Raw genomic sequence first — 3,846 nt, 5'->3', positions numbered from 1 at the left:
CCACGCGGCCGAGCAGGCCGGGACCGACCGGAACATCGACGATGGCGCCGGTGCGCTTGACGGTGTCGCCTTCCTTGATGTCGCGGTCGTTGCCGAAGATGACGACGCCGACATTGTCGGCTTCGAGGTTCAGCGCCATGCCGCGGATGCCGCCCGGGAATTCGACCATCTCGCCGGCCTGGACGTTGTCGAGCCCGTAGACGCGGGCAATGCCGTCACCGACGGACAGAACCTGGCCGACTTCGGAGACCTCGGCCTCCTTGCCGAAATTCTTGATCTGGTCTTTCAGAATTGCGGAAATTTCCGCGGCGCGGATGTCCATCAGCCGACCTCTTTCAGTGCAAGCTTGAGCGAATTGAGTTTGGTTTTGAGCGACGTATCGATCTGGCGCGAGCCCATCTTGACGATCAAGCCGCCGAGCAGCGACGGGTCGACGGTCATGGCGATGGCCACATCCTTGCCGGCGATGCCGGTCAGCGTCGCCTTGAGTTCGGCCTGCTGCGCATCCGTCAGCGCATGCGCGGAGGTGACTTCGGCGGACGCCTCGCCACGGTGGTCGGCGGCAATCTGGCGGAACGCCTTGATCATGCCGGGCACGGCGAACAGGCGGCGGTTGCGGGCGACGACGCGCAGGAAATTGCCGACGAGGCCGGTGATGTTGGCTCTGGAGATGATCGCGCCGATCGCCTTGGCCTGATCGTCGCTGGAGAACACCGGGCTGTTGATGAGCCGGGCAAGGTCGGCGCTGCCATTGAGCATCGCCTCGAAATCGTTGAGGTCAGCCTCGACCTGGGCGACCGAATTTTCCTGCAGCGCGAGCTCGAACAGCGAGCTTGCATAGCGCTCTGCGACAGCTGAGATTGGCGATGACGATTGGGCCACGGACCGTCTTTTCTCTTGTCTGACAGGCCGCAGATTGTTGGCGCGAGCGAAAACTCTGGCTAAATCTTTGACCTTACTGCGATTTTTCCAAGCACGGAGGGATGGCTTCCGCTATCCCCGGCCGAAAGTCGATTGCCGTCTAGCACAGGCCTTTTGAGACCGCAATGCATCGTCCGGCATGGTTTTCAGGCACTTTTGTCGCATCAGGCGGCGAAGGCCGAGCCTGAAAGCCGGATTAGTCAGGAATTCACGGCACGAAGCCGAAGGCGAAGGCAAGCGGCAGCGCCGCCAGGGCCAATTCAACCACGATGGAAGCCCAGTTGAAAGGTGTGTTGGCGCCGTCCGACATCATCGACAAAAGCCGGCCGAAAGCGGTGAACAGCCATGAGAAGCCGAGCGCCATATAGAGCAGCGGCTGCGCGAGCAGGATGCAGCACAGGCTGACGCCGAGATAGAAGCCCGACATGCGGCCGCGCCCTTCGGCGATCGCCGCCGCTTTCTCCGGCTTTGCCTGCAGGCGCAGGATGCGGAAGGCGAGATTCGGCGCCAGAAACAGGACGAGGCCGATGAGCAGCGTCACGACGGCGCTCGACCATGCCAGCCACTCGCCCTGGCTCGCCGGCCACGGAAACGCGAACTCCATCTGATCCCCCTCGTAAAGTCTTGTTCTGAAATTGCCGGCATTCTAGCCGAGGAAAATCCGCGCGCCAGATGGCGGCCGGCACATTTGAGAAGACGCAAGAGAAGAAGCGTCAGAAGAGCGCCCTTTCAGGACAATGCGAACTCGATCGCTGCCTCGGCATGGATGCGCGTGGTGTCGAACACCGGCATGTCGAAATCGCCCTGGCCGATCAGCATGGTGATCTCGGTGCAGCCCATGATGAGGCCGTCGATCTTTTCGTCGCGCCGCAGACGGCCGACTTCCTCGACATAGGCGGACTTCGAGTCGGCTTTGACGACTCCCTGGCAGAGCTCATCATAGATAAGCCGGTGCACCATGTCGCGGCCGGCCCGGCCGGGCGCGACCGGCTGCAGGCCGTATTTGTCGGAGCCGCCCTTTATAGAAATCCTGTTCCATGGTGAAGCGCGTCGCGAGCAGCGCCGGGCGCTTCACGCCTGCGGCGACAACAGCGTGTCCAGTTGCGTCGGCGATATGGATAATGGGAATCGAGATGGCCGCTTGCACCGTGTCGGCGAGTTTGTGCATCGTGTTGGTGCAAATCATCAAGCCCTCGGCGCCGCCGGCCTCCAGCTTGCGCGCTGCTTTTACCAGAAGGACACCGGCGCCGTCCCAGTCGCCGGCATGCTGGCGTTCGGCGATCTCGGCGAAGTCGAACGACCAGAGCAACAGCTCGGCCGAATGCAGCCCGCCCAGCCGCTCGCGCACGATCTCGTTGAGCAGTCGGTAGTAGATCGCCGTCGATTCCCAGCTCATGCCGCCGATAAGGCCGAGGGTTTTCATAAAGCGAGCACTCCGTTGGGACTGTCTTTCTCGCTTATAGGAAGCTCTGCGGGTCGATGTCGACCTGCACCCTGACGGAGCCGCGCAGCTTCGGCCCCTCCGCCAGCATGGCTCGAATAAACCCTTGCATGTCCGCGCGCCGCCCGCCCTGGACAAGCAAGCGGAAGCGGTGGCGGCCGCCGATCAGCGACAGCGGCGCCTCGGCCGGTCCGAGCACGAAGAGATCGGAGGCTGTAGGTGCCGCGCGCCGCAAGCCCCGCGCATGGGTTTCGGCCTCGGCGCGTGTCGCGGCACTGACGATGATGCCGGCGAGCCGGCCGAACGGTGGCAGCGCGGCGCGCTCCCGCTCCGCGATTTCGCGCTCGTAGAAGGCTTCCGAATCGCCGGAGACGATCGCCCGCATCACCGGATGGTCGGGCTGGTAGGTCTGCAGCAGGCCGAGGCTCTTCTTGCCGGTGCGGCCCGCGCGCCCGGTCACCTGGCTGAGCAGCTGGAAGGTGCGCTCGGCGGCGCGCGGATCGCCATTGGCGAGGCCGAGATCGGCGTCGACCACGCCGACGAGCGTCATGCCGGGGAAGTTGTGACCCTTGGCGACGAGCTGCGTGCCGATGACGATATCGGCCTCGCCATTGGCGACGGCCTCGAGCTCGAGCCGCAGCCGGCGCACGCCGCCCAAGAGATCGGACGACAATACGATCGTGCGGGCTTCCGGGAAATGCGCCACCACTTCCTCGGCGATGCGCTCGACGCCCGGCCCGCAGGCGACCAGATGATCGAGCGTGCCGCATTCCGGGCAGGCTTCCGGCCGCCGCTCATTGTGGCCGCAATGATGGCAGACGAGCTGGCCGCGAAAGCGATGCTCGACCAGCCAGGCCGAGCAGACCGGGCAGCCGAAGCGATGGCCGCAGACGCGGCAGAGCGTCAGCGGCGCATAGCCGCGCCGGTTGAGGAAGAGCAGCGACTGCTCTTGTCTCTCCAGCGTGCGCTCCATCTGCTCCAGAAGGAGAGGCGACAGAAAACCGCCGCGCGCCGGCGGCGATCGCCGCATGTCGATCGATTTCAGGTCGGGGAGCGCCGCCTCGGCAAAACGCGCCGACAGCACCGCGCGCTGATAGCGGCCCTGGCTGGCGTTGACGCGGCTCTCGACCGACGGCGTCGCCGAGGCGAGCACGACCGGGAAAGCGCCGATATGGCCGCGCACCACCGCCATGTCGCGCGCATTATAGAAGACGCGGTCTTCCTGCTTGTAGGCCGGGTCATGCTCCTCGTCGACGACGATCAGGCCTAGCTCCTTGAACGGCAAGAGCAGCGCCGAGCGCGCCCCGGCGACGACGCGCACGCCGCCCTCCGCCGCCTGCCGCCAGACGCGTTCGCGCATCCGGGGCGGCAGGTCCGAATGCCACTCCGCCGGTTTGGCGCCGAAGCGGTCCTGGAAGCGTTCGAGGAAAGCGTGCGTCACCGGATCGGGCAAGACGGAAGTCTATTTCGAGGCGGTGGCGGCG

3 protein-coding genes and 2 pseudogenes are annotated in these 3,846 nt (G+C 65.1%); all 5 read right to left on the bottom strand.

The features are described from left to right. Positions 1-322 (bottom strand): HAS-barrel domain-containing protein (locus EOA75_RS30135; protein WP_348628690.1); only part of this gene is annotated, 322 nt, incomplete at its 3' end. Further along, positions 322-882 carry a F0F1 ATP synthase subunit delta gene (locus tag EOA75_RS30130; RefSeq protein ID WP_067324965.1) on the bottom strand — a complete coding sequence of 187 codons (561 nt, stop codon included), beginning with the start codon at positions 880-882 and terminating at the stop codon, positions 322-324. The genes EOA75_RS30135 and EOA75_RS30130, both read right to left, overlap by 1 nt. A 247-nt stretch (positions 883-1,129) precedes the next feature. Continuing rightward, positions 1,130-1,525: a DUF4345 family protein gene (locus tag EOA75_RS30125; protein WP_067324963.1), complete on the bottom strand. Its 396-nt coding sequence runs from the start codon at positions 1,523-1,525 to the stop codon at positions 1,130-1,132. A 125-nt stretch (positions 1,526-1,650) separates the two neighbouring features. Next, positions 1,651-2,344: pseudogene (locus EOA75_RS30120) on the bottom strand (aspartate/glutamate racemase family protein). Positions 2,345-2,378: 34 nt separating this feature from the next. Continuing rightward, positions 2,379-3,815, bottom strand: a pseudogene (priA, locus tag EOA75_RS30115) (primosomal protein N'); the annotation flags it as partial. Between the last annotated feature and the right edge of the window lie 31 nt (positions 3,816-3,846).

The sequence above is a fragment of the Mesorhizobium sp. M1A.F.Ca.IN.022.07.1.1 genome, from assembly GCF_003997575.1.
In the GTDB taxonomy this organism is placed as follows: domain Bacteria; phylum Pseudomonadota; class Alphaproteobacteria; order Rhizobiales; family Rhizobiaceae; genus Mesorhizobium.
This window is presented reverse-complemented; position numbering and strand designations above follow the sequence as displayed.

Bases quoted from the DNA above. Each gene is read 5' to 3' on its own strand.
- EOA75_RS30125 (WP_067324963.1), bottom strand. From the start codon at position 1,525: ATGGAGTTCGCGTTTCCGTGGCCGGCGAGCCAGGGCGAGTGGCTGGCA.